The organism is Thiomicrospira pelophila DSM 1534 (assembly GCF_000711195.1).
Taxonomy (GTDB): Bacteria; Pseudomonadota; Gammaproteobacteria; order Thiomicrospirales; family Thiomicrospiraceae; genus Thiomicrospira; species Thiomicrospira pelophila.
In genome coordinates this window covers 1,007,689-1,032,770 of sequence record NZ_JOMR01000001.1, presented here as the reverse complement: position 1 = coordinate 1,032,770, position 25,082 = coordinate 1,007,689, and the positions used below count along the sequence as shown (strand labels likewise).

The following is a 25,082-nucleotide window of genomic DNA, read 5'->3' as shown; positions in this document are numbered from 1 at the left end:
CCGCACTTATTCTTGTGGCACAGCGGGCGGTAAAGCCGGGCGTGTAATTAAAATGCCGCCAATTAAAATCGGAATCACACCCAACATTTGTGACCAGGTAGGCAACTCCGCCAACCAAAAATACGCCAACACCAAGGTAAACAAAGGCGTCATCGCCGCCAAAGCACTGGTTTTAGTAATCGAAATACGGTGCAGCGCCTCTACCCAAAGCCACTTGCTTAATCCCAATATCAGCACCCCAACGATTAACAAAGGCAACCAAACGGCCTGAATAGCCGACCAATCCGGTAAACCTTCCAACCACCAGGCCAGCCCCAGCAGAACCGGAAACGCCACCAGATTACGAAACCCCAACAAGGTTAAACTATCCACATGTAAACGCGCGCGCTGCTGAAACCGATTCGCAATCGGTGCCACCATCGCTGCCAACAACACCAAAGCATCGCCTATATTTAACTTAAAGTCTTCGGGAAACAACACCAAAATCGCGCCTATCATCATTAATAGCGCGCCCAGACTATGAAACAGCGATAACGGCTGACGCCCTAAAACATGAAAATAAAGATAAGCAAACAAAACCTGCAAAAACAAAATCACCGCCATATTACCGGCCGTCGTGGTTTGCAAACCTAAAAACACCAAGCTAAATAACAAAGTAATCCAAAACGCCGTCATCCAAAGATCAAACTGCGCACGGTTCTGCCATAAACGTCCCAAACGCCCGTTTAACGCCAACAAACCAATAAACACCAACGAAGCCAAAAACGTCGCCAACGCATAAGTGCTTAACGCACCCAAACTCGCCACCAACCCAATCGACAAAATAGGAAACCAAGCCTCGATTAAGGTCAAACTTAATACCGACGCCTCGCCCTTGCGCTCAGTCGAAAACTTAAAACTCATAAAATCTCATTAACTTCTTAACCAACAGACTTTTTTAAGCGTTTGATGTTACCCTCAATCACCGGTTTCAAACGCACAAAGCTGCCCAATATTTCTGCATTCTGCTCAACCGACTTAATAAGCTTTGCTAGCTCTTTCTCAAGCAAGCCAACCTTCACGCCTATCGCCTCAGCAAACCGATCAAAGTGGCGTTTTTGCAACCAATCTAAACGATTTTCCCCACCCAGCTTCATACTAAATTTGTCACTTAACCCTTCATAACACTGGGTAGACAACAAATCATAAAACGGCGCTAACTCACATTTTGGCGCATATAAAAAAGCGATATTTTTACCATGCGCATCCCGGTTACCAATCAAAATATTAAAAAGCACCCAGCGCACCAACTGTAAAATATCCGCCGCAGGTCGGTGACTGTAAGCGCGAATCAGTTCAGCACATTGTTTTAAAGTTGGGCCGCCTTCTGATTCATATTTATTTTCCGCATCTATCGCTAACGCTTGGCAAAAATCTTCCTGATGCAAACGCTCACCCTGCATCCGGTCATAACGTGTCACCAGCAAATGCATCTGGCCTTCAACCGGCAACAAATCCACCTCAGCCACATTCAAGCCCACCGCTTTGGCTAATCTCATGCAGGTCAACTCATTCATCACCAAGTCATCAAAATGCAGATTAGCGAGTTTAATAATATGTGTAGTCGCGATATCCGGTGACAAAGGCAAAGCAAACGTCCATGGTGCTTTATCATCCTGTTTAATAATCGGCAGTTTATTCTGCGCACCCGCCAAAGATAAACGCATTTCACCTTTTAAGGGTTTAAACGGTGTGCGGCCAACCTGTTGTAACACCTCGGCCAAATCGCTCAATCTCAAAGCAATTTGTTGGCTTTCGTATTTTGGCAAAACAGGTGTATCGTAAATCGAAATCGCACCCGCCACCTCACCGCCAATTTCCGCTAGCAGACCAAAATCATTTTTAGCAGACAGTCCCAATTTTCGGCACAAAGCGCTTCTTACATCCCCTTCAGGCAGTACATTGGCAAAAAACGTTTCAGCGTGCTCAAACGGCTGGTTTCCTAAAGGCAAGCTAATAGACAGCGCAAACGCCTCCTCAGAGTCCAACCAGGCCTGGTCATAGGTAAACTGCATATGGCGAGCCGCCGTTTTAACCAACTGACCAACCAAAGCGCTTTTATAAAAAACATACAAAGTTTGCATGACGACCACTACCTACCCATTATCTAACTATCTATCCGATAACATAAGCTGCAAGCCTAACGCATGCAAAACCGCCAAAACAGAATCCAGCTGCACACTCGGTTTACCGTTCTCAAGTTCCGACACAAACCGCACTCCGACATTCGCAATGGCGGCTAAGTCCTGCTGAGTCAGACCATCCGCTTTACGTTTTTCACGCACCCTTAAGCCAAGCTGACTCGAATCCTGTAAGCTTTCAACATTACCGAACGGGTTGTTTTTTACATAATCCATCATAAAAACCTAAATTAATCCCTTTCGGGAATAATAACCCAGTTATGACATTAATAAAATAATATTTTACCGAACGGGAATAAATTTATGAAAGAAACCAGGCCTGGTTGGACTACCGCTACTTTAATTGAAAATTTCTAACCTTATTTCGCAAGGGTTCTACGGCTTAACAAGAGATCATCACTAGGGTGCGCCATCTACAAATGTCTTGATGTAACCCAACACCTTGTCCAAAATGCGTTGTGAGACCGCTTTACGTTTTAAGATGGAAGGCTTCGTTAACATTGTTTCAACCACATCATCACGATAAGGCAGCTTTTCGGTGAACAGGTAACTTGAGATTAACTTTTTCAACTTGTCATGATCAAGCCCTTCTTCTTCGCTCAATTGATGCAGATAAGCTTGATCTTGCGCCTCCCAAAAGCGTTTAAACTCAGCTTCAACATCCCCACCGGAGGCAATCTTGGGCATATTTTCTTCAATAAACTTTTCAATCAGTTTTTTCTTAGAGCGCATTTCAACATCGCCTGAGAGCATATCAAGGATATTTTTCTTCTTAGCTTCGTGCTCTTTCGGTTCGATATCTTTCAGCTGGCCTAGCAGCTTAAGGATATAAGTGACATTGATATCATCTCGGTGAATAAGCTCCAGCTCAAAATCAATGTCGTTAAGAATCGAGACCTTTTCGGTCATGCGATTACTTTTGACCTTTTCATAAAGGTCTAAGTATTTGCTGCCATAATCGGCATATTCTTGTTCGTCTATCTCTACATCTTCAAACTTAAAATCCGTGAAAGTGTTAAGAATATTAAACACTCGCATCAATTCACGATAGGTACGAATAAACTCAAACTCAGCCTTTTCATCCAGCAATTTATTTACGTCATCCACCTCTGGCGCAATCGCTTTTAGATTCGCCAGCGCCTCATTAAAGCTCTTAACGTAATCTTCATAAGGCTCCATGATAATAGTGTCTTTAGCGTTCTTATCTGAGAACAAACTAATCGCATCATCCGTGGCTTGTTTGAGGTTGCGGAAACAAACAATATTACCCTGTGACTTCTTTTCACCCATGGTTCGATTGGTGCGTGAAAACGCTTGAATCAAGCCATGATGTTTGAGGTTTTTATCCACATACAGTGTGTTCAATGGCGGGGAATCAAACCCGGTTAAAAACATATTAACCACCAGAAGAATATCAACCTCTTTTTCGCGCACTCTTTTGGCTAGTTCGTTATAGTAGTTGTAAAACGATTTACTATCTTTGGTAGTGTACTTGGTGCCAAACATCGCATTGTAATCACCAATATAAGATTCCAACTTATCGCGACTGTGCTGATTAATCTTTTTGCCGGTCATGTCGGTGGTTTCTTCGGTGATAAAGTCATCTGAGCCTTTATCTTCTTCATTCGCCGCATAGCTGAAAATCGTCCCCACTTTTAAATTATGCTCACCGGCCCGTTTTTTCTGCTGGAAGATGTCGTAATAAGTCGTTAACACCTCCACCGAACTCACACAAAGCATCCCAGTAAACTCTTTGGCGTGGGTTTTACGTTCATGGTTCGCAATAATGTAATCCACAACCGCTTCAATGCGCCGCGGCGAATCCATCACCTCTTTGGTGTCGATGGCTTCGACTTCAATATCTCGAATCGTGTCATGCTGTTTAAAGGTATTAATGTACTCCACCGCAAACTTCAGCACGTTTTCATCGCGTATTGCGTCCGTAATCACATATTTGTGTAAGCACTCACCAAACAAGTCTTTGGTCGTGCGTTTACCATGCTGATTCTTAGCCACATTTTCAACAAAAATGGGCGTACCCGTAAATCCAAACATTTGATAGTGATTAAAGTATTCGGTAATGCGTTTATGAGTATCCCCAAACTGGCTGCGGTGACACTCATCAAAGATAAAGATAATGCGCTTATCTTTGAGCGGTTCCATGGCGGTTTTGTAGCGCTCTTTCATAATCGCCGTATTCAGCTTTTGAATGGTGGTGACAATAAGCTTAGTATCATCGCCCAGCTGGGTAACCAGCTTTTGGGTATTGTCGGTACTGTCCACACTGCCTTCGCTGAACGCATTGAATTCTTTAGCCGTTTGATAATCCAGGTCTTTACGATCCACACAGAACACGACCTTATCCACTTTGGGTAAATTGGTGAGGATTTGCGCGGCCTTGAAGGAAGTGAGCGTTTTACCCGAACCCGTTGTGTGCCAAATATAGCCGTTATGCACCGAGTTTTTCACCTTATCAATAATCGCCTCAACCGCGTAATATTGATATGGGCGCAACGCCATCAAGATTTTAAAGGTGTGGTTTAACACAATGTACTTGGTAAACATCTTCGAGAGATGACACTTTTCCAGAAAGGTTTTGGCAAATTTTTCGAGCTGAGTGATCTGGTTATTTTCTTTATCAGACCAAAAGAACGTTTGCTTAAAAGACTGCTTTTTATTATTAGCGTAATACTTGGTATTCACGCCATTACTAATCACAAACAACTGAATATATTGAAACAAACCCGCACCCGAACCATAAGAGTGTTTGTCATAACGTTTAGTCTGGTTAAACGCCTCTTTAAGCTCTAAACCACGACGCTTTAACTCAATCTGCACCAACGGCAAACCGTTAATCAAAATCGTCACGTCATAGCGGTTTTTATACTCGCCTTCCATCGTGATTTGATTAGTCACCTGATACTGGTTTTGGCACCACTCGATTTGATCAATAAAATCGACATACAAAGTCGAATCATCATCACGTTTTAAATTGAACTTATCACGCAAAGTGACAGCGCGCTCAAACACGTTACCCTTATTTAAGTGGTTCAGGACTTTGCTGAATTCGTTTTCGGAAAAAACCGTTTTATTATGTTTTTCTAACTGGCGCTTCAGGTTGGCCAATAGGCCAGTTTCGTTTTCAATCACAACGCGTTCGTAGCCTTGGCTGGCTAACTGTGCAATTAGATTATTTTCTAACTGCGCTTCCGATTGAAGCTGGCCAGAAGTGTAGAAACCTTGTTGATCGGAAACTTTATTTGTCATAAAACTCTTCAAATTAACTTATAAAAATGAAACTCAAAATCCTATTGATACCTAAATACTACCAGGCCTGGTACTTATAAATAGACACCAACTAAGTGTTTAAAGTTTATATATACAGGGAAGCGTCCTTTTTAAATTGCCACCTCCCGATTCAAAACCTTAAGTCAAAATTTGGTCTTGCGTCTTAACGCCACAATAAAATGATAACCAAGATAAATCATTATTACTTTATGCAAAAACCACACTGTATATGCACTCATATAATGCTCACTGGATCTGTTGAACGGATTCATAAAGTGAAAAAAACTATTAAGACCGCAATCCCAGAGCGCGGTTAATCCACAAATATAAGAGTAGGATAAGATAGAAATCAGACTCATCCAAACAAGCGGTAAAAACCAACTTTGTGCAAAATTTGATGTATAACGACTAAACAGGAAAACAAACTGATCCTGCCAATTATTTCGCCGCCATCCTATTTTTTTGAGTTCTTTACGGTAAGCCTCCATTTCTAAGCTATGGAAAAAGGCTTCATCAATTAAGTTTTTAGACTCGTCCATGCATATTTTTAGCTGTCTAAACGTATCACGCGGAGCCATCAAACTATCAAAGTTTGGCCATGCAATATTTTGAAGTCTAAAGTCTTTGGAAAAACTACATCCCGACAAGGTTAATGAATTATCAAAGTCTATATTTATAAAAAAGGACTTCATCTCCGTCAAATTTCCACCAGGCCGCATTTGAGGTTGAAACCGAAACCCAACAAATTCGGCTGAACTTTTGAATTGACAGTCCTCTAATGACAATACTCCGTCGCTATTGGGTTTGCTAAACAATAAGACCTTCCCCAAAAAAATACAGTTTTTAAACGTTATTTTCCGGCTCGCAGAAGTTTCTATAGTTACATCAGAACTAAAATGACAACCCTTAAAAATAATATCAGCCTTTAATAGATCAAGCCTTACCTCTGAAAAAGAACAATCCGAAAAACTAACCGAAAAACCCGCTGACGGAGCATTAATACTATTACCTGAAATAATCTGTTTTAAGTGTGAAGTATCGAAGTTTGGTAAGCCAAGCTTCGCATAGCTTGTACCACCCACATCTTTTCTAAGAATATGTTCAGGGGCAGACTGACTAGTTAGATGTAAAACGTCATCCCATGAATCAAAAGCCTGTAATTCAACTTCCGCACTCATATCAAACAAACATCTTCTGTAACAAGCCTTTCTTGAAGGCTTTGGTTTGTTCTAGGGTTGACCAAGCCTGGTCGATTTTATGGTCGATTTCGGTTAAAAACTTGGCTACTTTTTGTTGTTCTTCATCTCTTGAAGGAATCTTAAATCTTATTTTTGACAAATCAGAATTCTTTAAATTGTTTATATTTGTGCCTGCTAATAGAACATGTAGAGCTCTCTTATAATTCTGGTGGTCAAATAACAACCTAGCCAACACGCTCTTACTTCTATAAATACTACAGAAAGCACCTACTGTAAGCTCTCCAGTATAGGATCCATCATACAATCCCGCCTTACCTACTAAAGCTTTACTCCCGTTTGCCATGCATACTGCAATATCACCTTTTAAAAGAGCTATGTTTTCTGGACAGTTTTTATCTACAAATTGAGTATCTTCGTAAAAATTTAATTTACCTTTCTGAATATTTGACGAACGAAGCACTAACAAACCTGAACTTTTAACATTACTGGAGTCATACGATAAACCTCGTACAAACTCACCTAGCTGTCCAAGTGCTTTCTCCTCCCACTCAGGATAATCATTGCCATTGTCATCTTTAAAGCGGATCTGTTGGGTGAAGATTTGTTGCATGACGCCTTTTTTGTATTGGGTAAGCAGGCGGTATTTTTCGGTGAGTTGTTCGATTTTTTTGTCCACCGAACTTAAAAAATCAGCGATTTTTTGTTGTTCTTTTAAACCTGGCATTACAATCTTACAATGCGAAATTTCACCAAGATTGATCTTTTGAGGAAAAGCAACGTGAATTGTTCTTTTCCATAGCTCTCTTTGAAAATCTGGCGAACTTATCAATTGTGATAAAAACTTACTGTCAAAGGAGTCAAACACCTTAAATAAGGCAAGACTAACGTAAAAGGACGCTCGAACATCCCAATCTATATACTTGGCTTTCCCGATACTTCCTATACGGGTCATCAAGATATCGCTTTTTTCAAGCCTTACTCTCTGATTTTCTTTCTCATAAACCTCTTCAGAAATGTATTTAGTTTCTGAAAACTGGTTAGCCGTAACATGCTCAACACTGTAAAAAGGTACCCCCTGTTCAACATACTTAGGAGTTTGGTGGGTTCCATCATAAACTCTTGCAACATCAGAAACTTTTAAAAGACTCCAAGCATCCAAAAACTCAGAAAACCTCAACTCTGGCACATTCTTTACTTCACTCATCAGAACGGTGCCTCAATACCCAACTGTTTACAGTAATCCGCAATCACCGCATCGGTCTGTTTCATGTCTTCATCCAGCTTTTTAATTTGTTGCGTCACAGCGGTTAAATCAATCGATTCCTCTTCTTCAAACGTATCCACATATCTTGGAATATTGAGGTTGTAGTCGTTTTCCTTGATTTCTGACAGACCTGCTACGTAGCTGTATTTGTCGTGCGTTCCACGGTTGTGATAGGTGCTGACAATCTTTTGAATATGCTCAGGCGTTAGGGCATTTTGGTTTTTGTTTTTCTCGAAATCATTAGAGGCATCAATAAACAGAATGTCATCGGGATTGGTTCGGCATTTTTTGAACACTAAAATACAAGTTGGAATACTCGTACCATAGAAGATATTGGCGGGTAAGCCAATCACCGCATCCAGATAATTGCGGTCTTCAATCAGGTATTGGCGAATATGACCTTCGGCCGCGCCACGGAATAACACGCCATGCGGTAACACCACCGCCATCGTGCCATTGTCGGCCAAGTGGTGAATCATGTGTTGCACAAAGGCAAAATCGGCTTTGGTTTTGGGTGCGAGTTTGCCGTATTGCGAGAAACGGTCGTCACTTAAAAACAGTGGATTGGCTGACCAGTGTGCGGAAAATGGTGGATTGGCGACAATGGCTTCGAACTGTTGGCCCAAGTGGTGCGGATGTTCCAGCGTATCGTCTTGACTGATGTCGAACTGTTTGTAGTTCACATCATGCAAAATCATATTCATGCGCGCCAGGTTATAGGTGGTACGGTTTAGCTCCTGACCATAGAAATGACCGACTTCTTTGACTTCTTTGGCAACACGTAACAATAAAGACCCTGACCCACAGGTTGGATCATAAACCGACTTTAAGTAGTTTTTATCGTCGGTGACGAGCTTGGCAAGAATGGTCGAGACCGTTTGCGGGGTATAAAACTCTCCGGCTTTTTTTCCGGCACCGGAGGCAAACTGCCCAATCAAGTATTCATAAGAATCGCCCAACACATCGGCATTGGCGTTTTCTAGCTGAAAATCGACTTTATCCAAGTGCGAGAGGATTTTAGACACCAGTTCGTTTTTTTGTTTTTCAGTTTTACCCAGCTTGCTGGAGTTAAGATCGAGGTCTTCAAACAGTTTATTGAAGTCGTCCTCGGACTCAGTGCCCATGGTGGATTGTTCAATGTTGTTAAGAATGGTTTGAAGCTCACCCAGAATAAAGTTGTCGGTGGATTCACCTTCAATCGCCGAACCTTTTTTAGCCACCGCGGAAAAGAGTTCGGAAGGTTTTAGAGCATAACCCAGCTTTTCAATGGTTTCTTGAGCGACGGCCTCAATCATCTCTTTGCCTTCTTCGGTATTTTCATCGACTGAGGCATAGTCAAAGCCATCTTCTAAACTGTTGGCGTAAAGACAGAGCTTTTCGGATAGGTATTTATAGAAGATAAAGCCCAAAATGTAATCCCGAAATTCATCGGCGTCCATCTTGCCACGCAAAGCGTTGGCGATATTCCAGAGTTGTTGTTCGAGGAGCTTTTTTTCTTCTTCTGACATTTTGACGTTAACCTGAACTCAATTAGTAAAATTTATGTTCGCAATCTTAACACTTCCACCCACCCAGATAAACAGAACTTAGCTAATGTTATGCGTGGCAAGATGCGGTTAGATAGTGCATAGACAAGGATTTTACTATTGGGATTTTTTACAAGCATTTAAAAACATTTAAAAGCTGTATAGACAGTTTTAAAGTCAGATAACTTGAAACGGACAGAATCAAAATTTGAAAAAATAGAGAGGGGTATTCGGAAAATCAATAATGGTGCCCAGGGCCGGAGTCGAACCGGCACGGAGTTTCCTCCGAGGGATTTTAAGTCCCTTGCGTCTACCAATTTCGCCACCTGGGCGGTGACTTGTACATCTGTATAACGAATGGAGGCAGAGCCCGGAATCGAACCGAGATCCACGGATTTGCAATCCGCTGTATAGCCATTCTACCACTCTGCCATACTGGAGCGGGAAACGAGACTCGAACTCGCGACCCCAACCTTGGCAAGGTTGTGCTCTACCAACTGAGCTATTCCCGCTTTACAGTGGCGGTATTATAGGGGCTGAGGCTAAAACGTCAAGTATTATTTTGACGCTTTAGGCGATTAAATGCCGGCCTTTATCGCTGGCCAAGCCGCTTTAGCGTACTGCCACAATGACAACACGGTTAAAAATGTCGCCACAATCAATAAGATAAGACCGAGCGTAACCCAAGGCACGCCAAATAAATCACCTCCGTAAATTAAAAACGATAACGCAATTAATTGAAAGGTGGTTTTGTATTTACCCATTTTGGAGACCGCCACGACATCACTGAGCTTGCTTTCGGCCATCCATTCACGCAAGGCCGACACAGCCATTTCGCGCATAATGATAATGATAGTGGCTAAGGTAACGATCCAGTGTTGGTAATCGACCGCTACCACGACCAATGCCACGGCGACAATCAACTTATCGGCCACCGGGTCTAGAAACGCACCAAAACGGCTAGTGGCTTGAAAACGACGCGCTAAATAGCCGTCTAGCCAATCGGTGACCGCAGCAATTACAAAAATAACCATGGCACTAAAATGGGCTAATTCGAATGGTAAGTAATACACCACTAAAAATACCGGAATCAGCAGAACTCGAAGCCAGGTAATTGTCATGGGAAGTTGTTGGAGTGTCATAGCTTTCCTAGTCAGATAAATTTATTAACAGAATTTTAGCACCAGGGGCGGCCTGCTGGCTATTCAATTTGTAAAATTAGAACCACTCTACCGCCATGCCGACGCGTAAGATTGGATTTTTAATTGGATTTTTCTGATTATCTATTTGTTTAGAAACGGAATCGAACAATAGGTTTTGACCAAATAGAATCTCGGACTGTATTTTTCGGTAGCTCAATAATGTCTGGGCGGGTTGGTTGGATCTTTTGGCGGTTAATGGGTCGATATTTGGGATCGAGCAACGTGCACAGGGTTTCACGATTCTAAAGCGCTGGTCGCCTATTTTAATACCCTGCGCTTGATCTTCTGCGTAAGCGTCTGCTCCCGCAATCACCAAGTTGGGCCGAAAACGCGACATGCTAACCGGCTCGGCCAAACGTTGGTTTAAATCATCTAGCGAAACTTGGGTGATGAGTAGCAATGGAAAGCCATCCGCAAAGGCCAGTCCTTCGCCGCGATTGGCATAGTTCAAATCGACTTGGCGAAAATGATGATCTGGAAACCAGACTAAACGCACCGGCTTTTCTAAAAAAGCACTTAGTTTGTCAGACGCTTCCGAATCCGCCAACCAGGCCTGGCAGTGGTCGTTCCAAACCTGCACTTTGATGACCTGTTGCCCATTTGGAATCGCGACATCGAAAGCCTGTTGATTTGGCAACTGAAGCACCAGGCCTGGTGCTTGTGCTGGCTCGATTACACGGATTAAACACATTTTAGGACAGCTTCTTTGTGTCACCATTTTGCCTGCCGGGTCAACCAGCATCCAACGCCGATCATTTTGCAAACCAAATGCATCTAACTGGGCTTTGGCTAGGCTTAAGCCTTTGGCGGATTTAAGCGGGTAACGCCAAATTTCGCTTAAAACCAACTTAGCCTCCCAAGCAGGCCTGGCGCAAAGCCTGCATTTGTTCGAGGCCTTTTTCTCGCGCTAGGTCGATATTGGTTTGCGGAATGCTGTCTGGGTCGGGATGATGCGCTAAGGCTTTTTCTAAGCTGGCTTCTCGAATTAAGTGGAGCATTGGATAAGGCGAACGGTTTGTGTAGTTGGCTGGATCATTTTCGGCCTCGCCTGCAAAACAGTAATCTGGATGAAAGCTGGCTAATTGATAGACGCCTTCATAGCCTTCTTGCACCATTAAGTCTTCCGCTAGAGCGATCAAATCAAGATAGTCTAAAAACCCTTCAAACCCGACTGGCAGAATGAGCAGACTGGTTTCTATATCGGGGTTTTGATCCAACCGCTGACATTCGAGCATGAGCTGAGTCAAAACAGCTTCTAAAGATGAATCTTCTTGCACGCTGTAATATACGCGCTCGGCATCGACTTCACGTTTGGCAAACGGGCAAAAATTTAAACCCACCACGACTTTATCTACCCAACAGCGCGTGGCCTGGATAATTTGCAGATCGGTTGTTGAATCGCTCATATTAGGCTCCGTGGAAATGGTCGTAAATTCGTTGGGCGATTTTGGCGCTCACACTGGGCACTTTTGAAAGCTCGGATACCGCGGCATTTTTAACCTGATCCAACCCGCCAAAATGGGTTAATAGCGCCTTTCTTGTTTTGGGCCCGACCCCTTCAATGGATTCTAAGCTGGATTTGGTTTGTGCTTTTTGCCGACGCGCGCGGTGGCCGGTAATGGCAAAGCGGTGGGCTTCATCACGAATGTAATTTATTAAATGCAAGGCGATGTCATCGGCCTCTAAATCAATGCCTTCATTTTGTTGGGGGGTATAAAGCACTTCTAAACCCGCTTTGCGCCCTTCGCCTTTGGCCACCGACACCAGTGGCACGGATTCCAACTCTAAGGTTTTTAACACGTCAATCGCCTGACTTAATTGGCCTTTGCCGCCATCCACAATAATCAAATCGGGCAATACGGCGGATTCGGCTTTTAAACGCTGATAACGTCGGGTTAAAGCTTGGTGCATGGCGGCGTAATCGTCACCGCCGGTAATGCCTTCGATATTAAACTTTCGGTATTGTTGCGTCACTGGCACGCCGTCAATAAACACCACGCAGCTGGCAACGGTTTGTTGCCCCATGGTATGGCTGATATCAAAACACTCCATCCGCGTCGGCGGCTTGGCGAGCATCAGCGCCTCTTGCAAGGCGTTTAAACGATCTTGCTGGGTGGCTTTTTGGGTCAGGTGCTGTTTAAGTGCGCTGTTGGCATTGGTGAGCGCAAGCTGAATTAAGCCTTTACTGGTAGCTTGGCTGGCTTGCTTGATTTGCACATTTTGCTGTTTTTTGTCTGTCAACCATTCTACCAACCAGGCCTGGTCGTCGGGTTTTTCACTGGTCAACAAGGTTTTAGGAACCGGATGGGTTTCATAGTGCTGAGTTATAAAAGCCGCCAACACGGCGGCGGTGGAAACCTGTCCTTTTGGGAAATAGTTTTCGCTGCCCCATAAATGCCCGCCTCGATACATCATCAAAGTGACACAAAGTTGATCGGCCACTTCGGCCACCGCGAGCACATCCAAGTCTTGCGAACCGGGTTGATTGATAAGGTGCTGACTTTGAATCGCGCGCAAGGCTGAAATCTGATCACGCAATTGGGCGGCGCGTTCAAAATCCAATTGTTCGGAAGCCGAATCCATTTGCGAACCCAGTTCTTCGATCACATCAAAACTTTTGCCTTCTAGAAACATCAAGGTATGACGTACATCTTCGGCGTAATCGGTCGAACTTATTTTGCCGACACAAGGCCCAGAACAGCGTTTGATTTGATATTGCAAACAAGGGCGCGAACGATGATTAAACACGCTGTCGGCACACTGGCGAACCGGAAATATTTTTTGCAAAGCTTGCAGAGTTTGGTGCACCGCACCGGCATTGGGGAATGGGCCAAAATAACGCCCTACTTTGCGTTTGGCGCCACGATGAAAACTTAACGCCGGATAACCTTTTCCTGTAGAAACAAACACATACGGATACGACTTATCATCACGAAACAACACGTTATAACGAGGTGTCAGGCGTTTAATTAAGGTGTTTTCGAGGATTAAGGCTTCTGATTCGGTATCGGTCACCGTCACTTCAATGCGCGCCACCTGCTCCACCATCGCCTGGGTTTTGATGGCTTGCTGGTTTTTAACAAAGTAACTCGACACCCGGCGTTTTAGGTTTTTGGCTTTACCCACATAAATTACCACCCCTTGTGCATTCAACATTTGATACACACCGGGGCGTTCGGTTAAATTAGCCAGAAACGCCTTTAAATCAAACTCAAAATCCTGCGACATCCATAATCCAAAGCGGTTAAAATTAGTGAACACCATTATAGGCTATCTTGCGGCTTTTATAGGCCACAAGATCAAACTGCAATTGCTAAATTAGGACAAATGCATGGATCAAAATAACCCTTGGACAACCAATCCACCCGCTTCACAAGATTCTACGCCTTCAAACCCAACCGACTCTTCTGCGCAAAGCGCATTAGATAAAATCGCAAATGCGGCTGAGTCTTATGTCAAGCAAGAACGTTGGTCACGCCGCTGGACTAACGCGCTAAAAATCTTAATCGTGGTTTATATTTTATTTTCTATCGTGATGTTTGCTGGTTTTTTTGGTGATAACGAGGTTCAACCAACCAGTTCTGAACATATTGCGGTCGTCAAAATCAACGGCACCATTATGGCCGGTGCCCCCACGAGTGCTGAATCCCTGAACCCTGTTTTGCGTGACGCGTTTGAAGCGAAAAACTCGCGCGCGGTTGTGTTGTCTATGAATTCGCCTGGCGGTAGTCCGGTGCAGTCGGCGTTGATTAATGACGAAATCACGCGCCTGAAACAACTGCACAATAAGCCAGTTTATGTTGTGGCGGGCGATTTATGTGCGTCTGGCTGTTATTACATCGCGGCCGCGGCGGATGAAATTTATGCCAACAAAGGTTCAATCATTGGTTCTATTGGTGTGCGTTTTGATACATTTGGTTTTACTGAACTCATGCAGAAAATCGGCGTAGAAAATCGTTCTATGACGGCAGGCGAGCACAAAAGCTTTATCAACCCGTTTGGTAAAGAAGATGAAGAAGCCAAAGCGTTTTTTCAAACGCGCATTCTTGAACGGACGCATCAGCAGTTTATTGATGTGGTGAAAAGCGGACGTGGTGAACGCTTGAAAGAGAATGAAGACCTATTTACCGGTTTGGTTTGGTTAGGCGATGAAGCCGTCGAATTGGGTCTGATTGATGGTTTAGGTGACATTGGCTTTGTGGCTCGCGACCTAGTCGGTGTTTCGCGTTTACGTACCTATGAGCAAGAAAAAACCTTTATGGAACATTTGATGGGGGATTTAGTGTCGGAAACCGCACTTAAACTGAGCCAAACACTCAGCCATCAGTGGCAATAAAGCATACATAAGTAATAAAGAGCTTGAAGAAGTTTCTTTTAAAACCGGATGACGCTTCGGTGCGCTTCCGGTTTTGCTTTAAATCGAATCCGTCTGCGCAATTGCGAAAGCGACCGCATGATTTTTCTCATCACTAATCGACAAACGCCAAGATTGAATTCCCAAGTTTTGCGCCGTTTGCAACGCGACCCCTGTCAATTCAACCAATGGTTGACCCCATTCCGTATGTCCAATACTGATGTCATGAAAACTCACGCCTTGCGAAATACCGGTTCCTAAGGCTTTACTAATGGCTTCTTTTGCGGCCCAGCGTTTAGCTAAAAAACGTTCTGGATAGGCTTTATCCGCGAGTTCAAGCAGCTCTGATCCGCTTAACAAACGTTCTGCAAAACGTGAACCTTGACGGTGCCAAAGTCCAGCAATGCGTTCTACATCAACAATGTCCGTACCAATTCCAATGACCATAGTTAATCTTGCAAATAGGCTTGTTGACGAGCTTCAACCATCAAACGTTTCATTTCAGTGACGGCCGCCGGTAAGCCTGAGTAGATTGCCTGCGCAATAATGGCATGACCGATGTTTAATTCTTCGATCACCTTAATCGCTGCAATGGCTTGAACATTATGGTAATGCAAGCCATGACCGGCATTCACCACCAAACCTAAACTGTGCGCCAATTCCGCCGCTTTACGGATTCGTTGCAACTCGGCTTCCACTTCCGCTGGCTTAGTCAGCTCAGCGTAAGTGCCGGTATGCAATTCAATCACCGGCGCACCCACCGCTTTGGCGGCACGAATTTGAGTTTCATCTGGGTCAATAAATAAAGACACGCGACAACCCGCGTCTTTTAAACGCGCGCAAGCTTGGGTCATCCACTCTTGTTGACCGGCGACATCCAAGCCGCCCTCAGTGGTGAGTTCTTCGCGCTTTTCAGGCACTAGGCACACATCTTCCGGTTGGGTTTTGCAGGCAATCGTCAGCATCTCTTCCGTGACGGCCATTTCTAGGTTTACTTTGGTTTGATAGCACGCCATTAAGCGATAGACATCTTCATCCTGAATATGACGACGGTCTTCACGCAAGTGCAGTGTAATGCTGTCGGCCCCCGCCATTTCGGCATCCAGCGCCGCCTTAATCGGATCTGGATAACGCGTACCGCGTGCTTGGCGAAGGGTGGCGACGTGGTCAATGTTTAATCCTAGAAAAATCGGGTTCATATGGCTTTACCTTAAATAACGGTTAAATTAAGTACAGAGCTAAAATATTATGGGTTTAAAACGACTTAAACAATTGGCGCGTGGCCAAGGGTTTGGGGCCTAAATGCGGATGTAATACGCGACGCATTAATTGCTTCCAGGCGGGCAAACAGTCTTTACAAAAGGCTTTCTGAGCGAGCTTAATAATACACTCGCCAGAAATATTCCACTCAGACGAGTTTGCATAATTAGGGTGCAACGCGATTAAACCTAGCTCGGGCCGGTAAGTATACGAAACTGAATCCAATATTGGCTGAGCTTGCTGATCTTGTAGCAAATCCAATTCATAACCCAGTTCGGATAATAACGCCAACTCAAACTGACGTAAGCACCAGGCCTGGTGGTCTCTATTAACGGCCTGCTGCAGTGATTGTAAGGTAGTTTGGTAGTGTAAAAATAACGCTTCCATCGGCGCACAAGTTTGTAGCAAACGATATAACAACTCATTTAGATACAAACCACATAAACTGGCTTCACCTTTCAGACCAATGCTTAAACCATGCGGCTCAAAGCCTTGTGGGTGAATCCATTCACTGACTTGATTTTCAGCACCCCGCCATTGTATTTGCAAAGCCTGGAAGGGTTGCAACCAGGCCTGCTTTTGTACCGCGGCTTTGCCGCCAGACCGAACACCACGCACGGTGGCATTTAACTTACCAAACTCAGGTGTGAACAGCGTTAACATCACACTGGTTTCCCGATAGGGTCGGCTATGTAAAACGAACGCCGGCTGCTGATAAATCATTGATGGGCACCCGAGTTTTCAGTTTCAATCGTAAATTGAATCGGTATAACCTAAACTGGCTAAGGCGCGGTCATCATCCGACCAGTTTTCTTTTACTTTTACCCAAAGCTCAAGGTGAACCCGATTTTCAAGCAACGCAATCATGTCCTTACGTGCTTCGGTGCCCATCTGTTTAATCTTCTCGCCCTTATCGCCAATAATAATGCGTTTTTGACCTTCACGCTCCACCAGAATACGTGCGTTAATTTCCCATCGACCTGTTTCCGGGTCCTGCTCAAAACGCTCAATTTCTACTGTGGCACCGTAAGGCACTTCATCACCCAAACTGCGCATCAATTTTTCGCGCACAATTTCTGAAATTAAAAACTTGGTGGAACGATCGGTTATGTAATCTTCGGGGAAGATGGGGGGTTGGGTCGGCAAGGCGTTCACGACTTCTTTTTGAATTAAGTCTAAGCCGCTTTTCTTAAACGCGGATACCGGAATGACGGTATGAAAATCGACCTTACCATTTAAGCTTTGCAAATAGGGTAACAAGTCGGTTTTATTCTTAAACTTATCTACCTTATTAACCAATAATACAACCGGCGCTTCAACGCCGCGTAATTGATCAGCTACGGCTTGATCTTCTTTGCTCCAGCGCCCGGCTTCTACCACAAACAAAATGACATCGACCCCAGAAAAGGCACTTTTTGCGGTGCGATTCATATAACGGTTAATCGACTTTTGACCGCCCAAATGCATACCCGGCGTATCCACATACACAATTTGATGCTGTGGCGCGGTAAAGATACCGTGAATGCGGTGGCGGGTGGTTTGCGGTTTATGTGAGGTAATGCTTAATTTCTGGCCTAGTAGCTCATTCATTAAAGTCGACTTGCCCACATTGGGACGACCAATTACGGCGGCAAATCCGGCTTTAAAATGTTCAGTGTCCATTGGGATTTCTGGCGTTGTTGTGTTTTGCTCTGTCATATCAGACTCGTTATTTAATGATGGTGGCGTCATATCACTCATTGTTTTGCCAAGGCGGCAAGCGCATATTCTGCGGCCTGTTGTTCTGCTTTACGCCGACTGGTATCAGTGGCTTCAAATTTGGTATTGAGCTTGGATACATAACAAGCCACGGTAAAATGTTGAGCGTGAGCCGCACCATTAACACTGATGATGCTATATTCTGGCAAGGGCTCTTGGCGCGACTGCAACCATTCTTGCAAGCGAGTTTTTGGGTCTTTACCCACTTTCTTCGGGTCTAATGCTTGTAAACGTTGAGCATAAATACGCTGAACAAAACTGCGACAAGCCTCTAAGCCACCGTCTTTATATATGGCGGCAATAATGGCTTCAACCGAGTCGGCAATAATGGAGTCACGACGGTAACCACCACTTTTTAGCTCACCCGGCCCCAAGCTTAGATAAAGACTTAAATCGTATTCACGCCCAATTTCAGCTAGGGTTTCACCTTTAACTAAATGCGCGCGAATACGGCTTAAATCGCCTTCTGGTAACTTGGTAAATTGGTGAAACAAAATATCAGCGACCATAAAGTTGACTAAACTGTCTCCTAAAAACTCAAGACGTTCGTTATTTTTAGCCCCCAAACTACGGTGGGTTAACGCTAAGTTTAGCCAACTTGAATCACTAAATTGATAGCCAAGCTTGTTTGATAACTCTTTGAGCTTGGCTTCTCTTTCAACATCCAATGGCATTAGTTGATCCCCTTACCAATGCGATTAAAATGAATGCCGTCATCCCAATTCATCCAAATACCAAATGCACGACCTTTCAAGTTTTCATCCGGCACAAAACCCCAGCTGCGGCTGTCGGCACTATGGTCACGATTGTCGCCCATTGCAAAGTAATGCCCTTCTGGCACTACCACCGTATTAAGGTTTTGTCCGCTACGATCTGGGTCAATCAGAATCTCATGGGTTAAATCATCTGTTAGCTGCTCTTTTAGCAAGACCGCGCCGGTCATCACCGAGCCTGAATCTATCCCGACATAACGGCCAATTGGGGTTTGATCGGCTAGTTGACCGTTTACATAAAGCTTTTTATCAATATAACTAATTTGGTCGCCCGGTAACCCCACAATACGCTTAATATAATCCACATTTGGATCTAACGGGTAACGGAACACCACAACGTCACCGCGCTCAGGTTCACCTAATGGAATCAACTTATTTTGAATGACAGGTAAACGAATGCCATAGGCCGATTTGTTGACCACAATAAAGTCGCCAATCTCAAGGGTTGGATACATAGAACCGGATGGGATGCGGAAAGGCTCGATAATAAATGAGCGTAAAACTAAAACAATTAGAAATACCGGAAATAAAGAACGCGAATATTCGATCAACATCGGTTCTTTTTGGGTGGTAGCGGACTCTAAACGCTTTTGACGCCAGACCAGTTTATCGACAAAGACGATCACCCCCGTCACCGCCGTGATGATCACCAAAATTAATTCAAAGTTCACTTATCCGATCCTCCGGTATTGAGTATAGCCATAAAGGCCTCTTGTGGCAGTTCAACGCGTCCAATAGTCTTCATGCGTTTTTTGCCTTCTTTTTGCTTCTCTAACAGTTTCTTTTTACGCGACACATCGCCGCCATAACACTTGGCCAATACATTTTTACGCATCGCTTTGACGTTGGTTCGGCCAATAATCTTGCCACCAATCGCGGCTTGAATCGCAACTTCAAACATTTGACGCGGAATAATATCTTTCAATTTTTCGATCATTTCTTTACCACGAGATGGCGCGACCGAGCGGTGAGTAATCATCGCTAAGGCATCCACTGGTTCACCGTTGATCAAGAAGTCGACACGAACCAAGTCATCGGCTTGGAAACGTTTAAACTCATAATCCATCGAAGCATAACCACGACTGGTGGACTTTAAACGATCAAAGAAATCCAATACCACTTCGTTTAACGGCATTTCAAAACTGATTGAGATTTGGTTACCCGCATAACTCATGTGTTTTTGTACGCCTCGCTTTTCAATACAAAGCTTCATTACGGCGCCGATATGTTCTTGAGGCACTAAAATATTGGCTTGAATAATCGGCTCTCGAATTTCCTCAATCAAACTCACTTCCGGCAATTCGGATGGGTTATCAATTTTGAGGATCTCGCCCTTCTTGGTTTTCAATTCATAGACTACGGTAGGTGCGGTACTGATCAAGTCCAGGTTATATTCACGTTCTAAACGTTCTTGGACAATCTCCATATGCAACATGCCTAAGAAACCACAACGGAAACCAAAGCCTAACGCCTCGGAGGTTTCCGGTTCAAAATGCAAAGCGGCATCGTTTAAACGTAATTTACGCAAGGCTTCACGTAAGTTTTCATAATCCTCTGAGCTGATTGGAAATAAACCGGCAAATACGCGAGGTTGCACAGGTTTAAAACCAGGCATACGTTCTTTGGCTGGGTTTTTAGCATCGGTTAAGGTATCCCCTACTGGCGCACCATCAATATTCTTGATACCGGCCACAACATAACCTACTTCACCCGCACTTAATGAATCTCTAGACGTTCGTTTGGGAGTAAAGATACCGACATCGCCAATTTCATGGTCTTCCCCTGTCGACATGACTCGCATCTTCATTTTTTTGGTCAGTTTACCGTCTAACACACGCACCAACGAAACCACACCCAAGTAGCTATCGAACCAGGAATCAATAATTAGCGCTTTTAACGGGCCATCTAGATCCCCCACTGGTGCGGGCACTCGTGCCACAATTTGTTCTAAAGTTTCTTTAATCCCAATACCGGCTTTCGCACTGGCATTAATGGCTTCATCCGCTTCAATCCCAATAATTTCTTCAATCTCAGCTTTAACGCGATCGGGCTCGGCGGCCGGTAAATCGATTTTATTGAGTACCGGAATCACTTCCAGCCCTTGTTCAATCGCGGTATAACAGTTGGCAACCGTTTGGGCTTCAACGCCTTGTGATGCGTCCACAACCAGCAAAGCGCCTTCACAAGCCGCAAGCGAGCGCGATACTTCATAAGAAAAGTCGACATGTCCAGGCGTATCAATGAAGTTAAGCTGATAAGTGTTGCCATCGTCTGACGGGAACTGCAAGGTCACACTCTGAGCTTTAATCGTAATACCACGTTCACGCTCAATATCCATCGAATCTAAAACTTGCATTTCCATTTCACGGTCTGTTAGTCCACCGCAAAGATGGATAAAACGATCGGCAATCGTTGATTTTCCGTGATCAATATGCGCAATAATTGAGAAATTACGGATATGTTTTATTGGTTGTGACATGCATACTCCAAAAACAGCCAGGTGTCGGATCAAATAATTCAAAAAAATAACAAGAAAAAAGGGTGCTTCCGCACCCTTTTAAAGATTGTATCGTGTTCTGTTTAGCCCACAGAGCGACGAAAGACGACGCTCGACTTTAAAATTGCGTGTATTTTACGCTAATTCTAAACATCGCACCAGATAGATGAGGGCTAATCCATAACCAAAGCTAAAAAGATCGAACGGCCACCACGCACAACTCTAACGGGCAATGATTGGCCTTTTTTGGCTTTTGACAATACGGCATCCACATCTTTCACGCTACGAATGGGTTGGAAGTTAATACTAACCAACACATCCCCTTCTAAAATTCCGTTTTTCTTGGCTAATCCGTCACCCACTTCAGCCACGCCAACCCCAAAAGGTAAATTCAATCGTTTGAGGTCTTCATCGCTAATTTCCTCTAACTTTACATTTAATTGAGTGCTATGCGTCGCGCTTGATTCCTGAGAACCACCCATGGGGCCGTATTCGTCCAACGCGGCCAAACGCGTTTTTAACGTCATACGTTTGCCTTGGCGTAAAATGACAATTTCTACCGTTTCACCTAATGGCGTAATACCAACGGCTGGTGGCAAGTCAGTCGACTTTTCAATCACCGTACCATTAAAGCTCAAAATAATATCGCCCGATTCCAAACCGGCCTTTTCGGCTGGTGTATCAGGATAGGCCTGCGCAACCAACGCGCCTTGCGGTTTATCCATATCAAAAGAACGCGCTAAATCGCTGGTCACTTCTTGAACCTGAACCCCCAAAAACCCGCGCTCGACTTTACCGGTATTTTTTAGCTGATCGACCACATTCATCGCAATTTCAATCGGAATCGCGAATGACAAGCCCATAAACCCACCGCTTTGGGTAAAGATTTGGGCATTAATCCCAATGACTTCGCCATCAAGGTTGATCAAAGGCCCGCCTGAGTTGCCTGGATTGATGGCTACGTCCGTTTGAATAAAAGGCACATAAGTATCATCCGGTAAGCTACGGCCTTTGGCGCTCACAATACCCGCAGTTACCGTGTAATCCAGCCCAAAAGGCGCGCCAATCGCCAACACCCATTCGCCGACTTTTAAATCTTCACTGCTACCGGTACGAACAACCGGTAAATCATCGGCGGCTACTTTAAGTAACGCGACGTCGGTACGTGGGTCACTTCCCACTACTTCGGCCTTGTATTCCTGACGGTCGTTTAATCTTACGGTTACCGTATCGGCTTCGGCAATAACGTGGTGATTGGTCAAAATATAACCATCTTCACTGATAATAAAGCCTGAGCCAACCGATTGAGAACGACGCTCTGGAGCGCGCTTACCCTGTTCTGGGTCGATTCCAAAAAAATGTCTTAAAAAATCATCTGGCAAACCGCGAAATTGCGGCGGTAAAGCCTCGCGCCCTGAAGTTGCTTCGGTTCGTGTTGTGCTGATATTAACGACCGCCTGATAATTCTGCTCTACCAATTGAGTAAAATCAGGCAATCCGGCTGGATTGGCAAGACTTAAGGCTGGTATGGCTAACACAACCCAGGCAAACCAACTAAGTGTTTGTTTTTTCATAATTTACTCTCTTCTCCGTTAAGCATTTTGTTCAAAACAACACGCACCAATTTAGGCTGTAATGGCTGGTGATATCGCTTTACCCACCACCAAGCGATGGTTAATCCAAGCAAGCTGCCTGTAATAGTGGCGATATCTCCCCCATCAGGCCATAACCACAAGGCTAACAAGGCACCAATAAACAAACCAATCAGTGGCAAACCATAGGCCATAAAGGCTTGACTGATTAAGTTATGCCCTTCTAACGCCAGTTCTACCTGATCACCAGGCCTGGCATTAATATCGTTAGGAAGTTTCAATAAGGGTTGCGTACCCATCGAAAACAATCGAGCCAATGTACTGGTACCACAAGTTTGTTCTGAGCGACAGCCTCCACATCCAGATTCACGCTGGGTTCGGATATAAGCATACTGCTCTGATACCTCTTCAACCTGAGCATAAGCCACCAAGGTTTCACTCGAACTCATTTCATTCCTTTAATCGCTGTTAAAGCGGGGTTATCAAGCCTAAATGTTAGAACAATATGCTACTATTAGTCGAATTATTCAAGGGTAGAGCGAATTTTTTGTGTCAAACCATAATCTCAAGACAGATGTTTTAATAATCGGCAGCGGCATTGCTGGTTTATCGTTGGCTTTAAAGCTCGCGCACAAACGCAATGTCATCGTGCTGGCTAAATCGTCTCTATCTGAAGGTAGCACCATGTATGCTCAGGGTGGCATTGCCGCCGTTTTAGATCCTTTTGATTCCGTTGAAGCCCATATTAGCGACACACTCAATGCAGGTGCTGGATTATGTGATCCGCAAGCGGTACGTTATGTGGCCGAAAATGCATCAAAATCCATTGAGGAATTAATAGCATTAGGCGTGCCCTTTAGCCCGGCCGAAAACAGTCAAGCGGATTACCCATTCCATTTAACTCAGGAAGGTGGACATAGTCATCGTCGCGTTATTCATGCCGCCGACCATACTGGCCAATCCGTTTTATCGACTTTGATTGATCAGGTTAAACAACACCCCAATATCAAACTCTTACCCAACCACATGACGGTTAATCTCATTACCAACGATGACAAAACACGATGTGTGGGGGCCTATGTTTTAAACAAACAAAGCCGCAATATTTATAGCATTCAAGCGCCCTTTACAATTTTAGCGACAGGCGGTGCAAGCAAAGCCTATCTTTATACCAGTAATCCTGACACTTCTACTGGCGATGGTATCGCGATGGCTTGGCGTGCCGGTTGTCGAGTCGGCAATATGGAGTTTAACCAATTTCATCCGACCTGTTTATTTCACCCTAAGGATCGTTCCTTTTTAATAAGCGAGGCTGTGCGTGGTGAAGGTGGTATTTTACGCTTACCAAATGGCGACGCCTTTATGACGAAATACGATGAGCGAGCTGACTTGGCACCACGAGATATTGTGGCAAGAGCGATTGACCAAGAAATGAAAATTCACGGTATTGACTGTGTATTTTTAGATATTACTCATAAACCTAAAGCATTTTTAGAGTCCCACTTTCCCACTATCTATGGTCGCTGCAAAAAACTCGGCATCGACATCAGCAAAGAACCGATTCCGGTGGTCCCAGCCGCTCACTATACTTGCGGGGGTATTGTCACTAATTTAAAAGGCGAAACCGATCTGGCGGGCTTATACGCAATTGGTGAAACGGCCTTTACGGGCTTACATGGTGCCAACCGCCTAGCGAGTAATTCGTTATTAGAAGGGTTAGTGTTTGCTGAAGCCGCTCGCCAAAGCATTGAGTCGACGAGTATTGAAAACCTTGCTATGCCTGAACAAATTCCGGCTTGGGACAGCAGTCGTGTTAGCGAAGCGCGGGAGCGAATTTTAGTTGCTCACGATTGGGACGAGTTAAGGCGCGTCATGTGGGATTACGTCGGTATTGTTCGAACCGACAAACGACTTAAGCGCGCGGCGCAACGTATTCGCAACCTGCAAAATGAAATTGACGAATTTTATTATCAACATACACTCGATAGCGACCTGCTCGAGCTACGCAACCTGGTCTTGGTTTCCCAACTAATGGTAACCAGCGCACAAAAACGCAAAGAAAGCCGCGGGCTACACTACAACTTGGATTATCCTAAAACTAAAAGTCGATCCAAACCTACCATTTTGAAGCCCCCAAAACGAAAAAACCAAGTGAATTAACTTGGCTTTTTCAGTTTAAACATCGAGCG

At 44.4% G+C, this 25,082-nt stretch carries 22 protein-coding genes and 3 tRNA genes; 2 read left to right on the top strand and 23 right to left on the bottom strand.

Annotation, left to right across the window (positions count from 1 at the left end; genetic code table 11):
• Positions 1 to 6: 6 nt before the first annotated feature.
• The 14 genes from N746_RS0104970 to uvrC all read right to left on the bottom strand — a co-directional run bounded on the left by N746_RS0104970 (position 7) and on the right by uvrC (position 13,887).
• Positions 7 to 903 (bottom strand): DMT family transporter, encoded by an 897-nt coding sequence (locus N746_RS0104970; RefSeq protein WP_029934457.1) that lies wholly within the window; start codon positions 901 to 903, stop codon positions 7 to 9.
• 17 nt (positions 904 to 920) lie between these two features.
• On the bottom strand, positions 921 to 2,123 hold the full coding sequence (locus tag N746_RS0104965) for a type II toxin-antitoxin system HipA family toxin (protein WP_051678521.1): 1,203 nt from the start codon (positions 2,121 to 2,123) through the stop codon (positions 921 to 923).
• 27 nt (positions 2,124 to 2,150) lie between these two features.
• Positions 2,151 to 2,399, bottom strand: a complete 249-nt coding sequence (locus N746_RS0104960) for a helix-turn-helix transcriptional regulator (protein WP_211245124.1) — start codon at positions 2,397 to 2,399, stop codon at positions 2,151 to 2,153.
• Between the two features lie 180 nt (positions 2,400 to 2,579).
• Positions 2,580 to 5,447 (bottom strand): type I restriction endonuclease subunit R, encoded by a 2,868-nt coding sequence (locus N746_RS0104955; RefSeq protein ID WP_051678520.1) that lies wholly within the window; start codon positions 5,445 to 5,447, stop codon positions 2,580 to 2,582.
• A 164-nt stretch (positions 5,448 to 5,611) separates the two neighbouring features.
• Positions 5,612 to 6,646, bottom strand: a complete 1,035-nt coding sequence (locus N746_RS0104950) for a hypothetical protein (protein ID WP_029934449.1) — start codon at positions 6,644 to 6,646, stop codon at positions 5,612 to 5,614.
• Between the two features lies 1 nt (position 6,647).
• Entirely contained in the window at positions 6,648 to 7,871 is a 1,224-nt protein-coding gene (locus tag N746_RS10410; protein ID WP_051678519.1) for a restriction endonuclease subunit S, read from the bottom strand.
• Positions 7,871 to 9,439, bottom strand: coding sequence for a type I restriction-modification system subunit M (locus N746_RS0104940; RefSeq protein ID WP_029934446.1), 1,569 nt, complete (start codon positions 9,437 to 9,439; stop codon positions 7,871 to 7,873). The genes N746_RS10410 and N746_RS0104940 overlap by 1 nt, the downstream gene beginning before the upstream one ends.
• Before the next feature lie 263 nt (positions 9,440 to 9,702).
• Positions 9,703 to 9,789 (bottom strand) — tRNA-Leu (locus tag N746_RS0104935).
• Between the two features lie 26 nt (positions 9,790 to 9,815).
• Positions 9,816 to 9,889: transfer RNA gene (locus N746_RS0104930), tRNA-Cys, on the bottom strand.
• A 4-nt stretch (positions 9,890 to 9,893) separates the two neighbouring features.
• Positions 9,894 to 9,969: transfer RNA gene (locus N746_RS0104925), tRNA-Gly, on the bottom strand.
• A 66-nt stretch (positions 9,970 to 10,035) separates the two neighbouring features.
• Positions 10,036 to 10,599, bottom strand: coding sequence for a CDP-diacylglycerol--glycerol-3-phosphate 3-phosphatidyltransferase (gene pgsA, locus N746_RS0104920; RefSeq protein WP_029934444.1), 564 nt, complete (start codon positions 10,597 to 10,599; stop codon positions 10,036 to 10,038).
• Positions 10,600 to 10,675: 76 nt separating this feature from the next.
• A complete protein-coding gene (locus N746_RS0104915) occupies positions 10,676 to 11,506 on the bottom strand; it encodes an MOSC domain-containing protein (protein WP_051678518.1) in 831 nt (276 codons plus the stop codon).
• Between the two features lies 1 nt (position 11,507).
• Positions 11,508 to 12,065, bottom strand: coding sequence for a DUF1415 domain-containing protein (locus N746_RS0104910; RefSeq protein ID WP_029934439.1), 558 nt, complete (start codon positions 12,063 to 12,065; stop codon positions 11,508 to 11,510).
• A 1-nt stretch (position 12,066) separates the two neighbouring features.
• Positions 12,067 to 13,887, bottom strand: coding sequence for an excinuclease ABC subunit UvrC (gene uvrC / locus N746_RS0104905; protein WP_029934435.1), 1,821 nt, complete (start codon positions 13,885 to 13,887; stop codon positions 12,067 to 12,069).
• Between the two features lie 103 nt (positions 13,888 to 13,990).
• Between uvrC and sppA the strand changes: the two genes are divergently transcribed.
• A complete protein-coding gene (sppA, locus tag N746_RS0104900) occupies positions 13,991 to 14,995 on the top strand; it encodes a signal peptide peptidase SppA (RefSeq protein ID WP_029934434.1) in 1,005 nt (334 codons plus the stop codon).
• Between the two features lie 78 nt (positions 14,996 to 15,073).
• On the opposite strand, the gene acpS is transcribed toward sppA, so the two are convergent.
• The 9 genes from acpS to N746_RS0104855 all read right to left on the bottom strand — a co-directional run bounded on the left by acpS (position 15,074) and on the right by N746_RS0104855 (position 23,342).
• Positions 15,074 to 15,460 carry a holo-ACP synthase gene (gene acpS, locus N746_RS0104895; RefSeq protein WP_029934433.1) on the bottom strand — a complete coding sequence of 129 codons (387 nt, stop codon included), beginning with the start codon at positions 15,458 to 15,460 and terminating at the stop codon, positions 15,074 to 15,076.
• 2 nt (positions 15,461 to 15,462) lie between these two features.
• Positions 15,463 to 16,212, bottom strand: coding sequence for a pyridoxine 5'-phosphate synthase (gene pdxJ, locus N746_RS0104890; protein ID WP_029934432.1), 750 nt, complete (start codon positions 16,210 to 16,212; stop codon positions 15,463 to 15,465).
• 55 nt (positions 16,213 to 16,267) lie between these two features.
• Positions 16,268 to 16,996 carry a DNA repair protein RecO gene (recO, locus tag N746_RS0104885; RefSeq protein WP_029934430.1) on the bottom strand — a complete coding sequence of 243 codons (729 nt, stop codon included), beginning with the start codon at positions 16,994 to 16,996 and terminating at the stop codon, positions 16,268 to 16,270.
• A 24-nt stretch (positions 16,997 to 17,020) separates the two neighbouring features.
• The gene (era, locus tag N746_RS0104880; RefSeq protein ID WP_029934429.1) at positions 17,021 to 17,935 is read right to left on the bottom strand and encodes a GTPase Era; all 915 of its coding nucleotides are present in this window, start codon (positions 17,933 to 17,935) and stop codon (positions 17,021 to 17,023) included.
• A 74-nt stretch (positions 17,936 to 18,009) separates the two neighbouring features.
• Positions 18,010 to 18,705, bottom strand: a complete 696-nt coding sequence (gene rnc, locus N746_RS0104875; protein WP_029934428.1) for a ribonuclease III — start codon at positions 18,703 to 18,705, stop codon at positions 18,010 to 18,012.
• Complete coding sequence (gene lepB, locus N746_RS0104870; RefSeq protein WP_029934427.1) at positions 18,705 to 19,475, bottom strand: signal peptidase I; 771 nt, start codon at positions 19,473 to 19,475, stop codon at positions 18,705 to 18,707. Before lepB ends, rnc begins: the two co-directional genes overlap by 1 nt.
• Positions 19,472 to 21,283, bottom strand: a complete 1,812-nt coding sequence (lepA, locus tag N746_RS0104865; RefSeq protein WP_029934425.1) for a translation elongation factor 4 — start codon at positions 21,281 to 21,283, stop codon at positions 19,472 to 19,474. Before lepA ends, lepB begins: the two co-directional genes overlap by 4 nt.
• Positions 21,284 to 21,474: 191 nt before the next feature.
• Complete coding sequence (locus N746_RS0104860) at positions 21,475 to 22,875, bottom strand: DegQ family serine endoprotease (protein WP_029934423.1); 1,401 nt, start codon at positions 22,873 to 22,875, stop codon at positions 21,475 to 21,477.
• Positions 22,872 to 23,342 (bottom strand): SoxR reducing system RseC family protein, encoded by a 471-nt coding sequence (locus tag N746_RS0104855; protein WP_029934421.1) that lies wholly within the window; start codon positions 23,340 to 23,342, stop codon positions 22,872 to 22,874. Before N746_RS0104855 ends, N746_RS0104860 begins: the two co-directional genes overlap by 4 nt.
• 100 nt (positions 23,343 to 23,442) lie before the next feature.
• On the opposite strand from N746_RS0104855, the gene nadB reads away from it, so the two are divergent.
• Positions 23,443 to 25,053, top strand: a complete 1,611-nt coding sequence (gene nadB, locus N746_RS0104850) for an L-aspartate oxidase (RefSeq protein WP_029934419.1) — start codon at positions 23,443 to 23,445, stop codon at positions 25,051 to 25,053.
• Positions 25,054 to 25,082 lie beyond the last annotated feature (29 nt).

Excerpts from the sequence above, each read along its gene's own strand:
- N746_RS0104855 (WP_029934421.1), bottom strand. The coding sequence starts at position 23,342 with ATGAGTTCGAGTGAAACCTTGGTGGCTTATGCTCAGGTTGAAGAGGTA.
- N746_RS0104955 (WP_051678520.1), bottom strand. The coding sequence starts at position 5,447 with ATGACAAATAAAGTTTCCGATCAACAAGGTTTCTACACTTCTGGCCAG.
- N746_RS0104940 (WP_029934446.1), bottom strand. The coding sequence starts at position 9,439 with ATGTCAGAAGAAGAAAAAAAGCTCCTCGAACAACAACTCTGGAATATC.
- uvrC (WP_029934435.1), bottom strand. The coding sequence starts at position 13,887 with ATGTCGCAGGATTTTGAGTTTGATTTAAAGGCGTTTCTGGCTAATTTA.
- N746_RS0104965 (WP_051678521.1), bottom strand. The coding sequence starts at position 2,123 with ATGCAAACTTTGTATGTTTTTTATAAAAGCGCTTTGGTTGGTCAGTTG.
- recO (WP_029934430.1), bottom strand. The coding sequence starts at position 16,996 with ATGATTTATCAGCAGCCGGCGTTCGTTTTACATAGCCGACCCTATCGG.
- N746_RS0104860 (WP_029934423.1), bottom strand. The coding sequence starts at position 22,875 with ATGAAAAAACAAACACTTAGTTGGTTTGCCTGGGTTGTGTTAGCCATA.
- lepA (WP_029934425.1), bottom strand. The coding sequence starts at position 21,283 with ATGTCACAACCAATAAAACATATCCGTAATTTCTCAATTATTGCGCAT.
- rnc (WP_029934428.1), bottom strand. The coding sequence starts at position 18,705 with ATGCCATTGGATGTTGAAAGAGAAGCCAAGCTCAAAGAGTTATCAAAC.
- acpS (WP_029934433.1), bottom strand. The coding sequence starts at position 15,460 with ATGGTCATTGGAATTGGTACGGACATTGTTGATGTAGAACGCATTGCT.
- N746_RS10410 (WP_051678519.1), bottom strand. The coding sequence starts at position 7,871 with ATGAGTGAAGTAAAGAATGTGCCAGAGTTGAGGTTTTCTGAGTTTTTG.
- pgsA (WP_029934444.1), bottom strand. The coding sequence starts at position 10,599 with ATGACACTCCAACAACTTCCCATGACAATTACCTGGCTTCGAGTTCTG.
- N746_RS0104950 (WP_029934449.1), bottom strand. The coding sequence starts at position 6,646 with ATGAGTGCGGAAGTTGAATTACAGGCTTTTGATTCATGGGATGACGTT.
- pdxJ (WP_029934432.1), bottom strand. The coding sequence starts at position 16,212 with ATGAACCCGATTTTTCTAGGATTAAACATTGACCACGTCGCCACCCTT.
- N746_RS0104970 (WP_029934457.1), bottom strand. The coding sequence starts at position 903 with ATGAGTTTTAAGTTTTCGACTGAGCGCAAGGGCGAGGCGTCGGTATTA.
- era (WP_029934429.1), bottom strand. The coding sequence starts at position 17,935 with ATGGACACTGAACATTTTAAAGCCGGATTTGCCGCCGTAATTGGTCGT.
- sppA (WP_029934434.1), top strand. The coding sequence starts at position 13,991 with ATGGATCAAAATAACCCTTGGACAACCAATCCACCCGCTTCACAAGAT.
- N746_RS0104960 (WP_211245124.1), bottom strand. The coding sequence starts at position 2,399 with ATGATGGATTATGTAAAAAACAACCCGTTCGGTAATGTTGAAAGCTTA.
- N746_RS0104910 (WP_029934439.1), bottom strand. The coding sequence starts at position 12,065 with ATGAGCGATTCAACAACCGATCTGCAAATTATCCAGGCCACGCGCTGT.